Annotated in this window: 1 protein-coding gene; it reads right to left on the reverse strand. The window is 50.6% G+C overall.

The window, feature by feature from the left end; genetic code table 11:
• A partial coding sequence (locus AC3Z9T_RS21395) for an AMP-binding protein (protein WP_490128066.1) occupies positions 1-719 on the reverse strand: 719 nt, incomplete at both ends.

Genomic DNA, 719 nt, shown 5'->3' on the forward strand with positions numbered 1-719 from the left:
AAACCACGTATTTTAATTTGGAAATCGTTGCGGCCTAAATAGTCGATATTACCATCAGACAGCCAACGACCAAGGTCGCCCGTTCTGTACATTTTAGTACCAGATTGGTGGCTAAATGGGTCGACCACAAAGCGTTCTGCGGTGAGTTCGGGTTGATTCAGGTAGCCGCGCGCAACACCTGAGCCCGCGATATAAATCTCCCCCGTAACACCAAGCGGTGCAGGTTGGCCTTGCGCATCCAAAATATAAATGCGGGTATTGGCAATCGGACGACCAATTGGCACGCTGTCACCCAACGGATTTAGTGTGTGAGTATCAAAAGCCACACAACCCACAACGGTTTCAGTTGGGCCATATTCATTGATGATCCGTGCACCAGAGGCTAATTTTTGCCAAAGTGTCACGGTAGCGCAAGAGAGCGCTTCACCACCGACCACAAATAGCAAGTCTGAGCCGATAGAGGGAGTCGGTTGCACAGACAGTAGCTCTTGTGCTAATGCGGCAAGATGCGTTGGTGTAATTTTTACCAGTGTGCCAGATGGCGCGCGAAGCAGCGCAGGTAGCAACTCGGCGAGTTCTTGCCCGTCGTGAAGAAGCTGCATTGTGCCTCCCGATAACAGCGGCAAATACAGGCTGGTGACGGTAGCATCAAAGGCGACAGGGGAAGAAACAATACTGTTAAGTGCCCTTAATGGCGCATAATAATCACGAGCCCAATT

The organism is Providencia sp. 6390 (genome assembly GCF_058148425.1).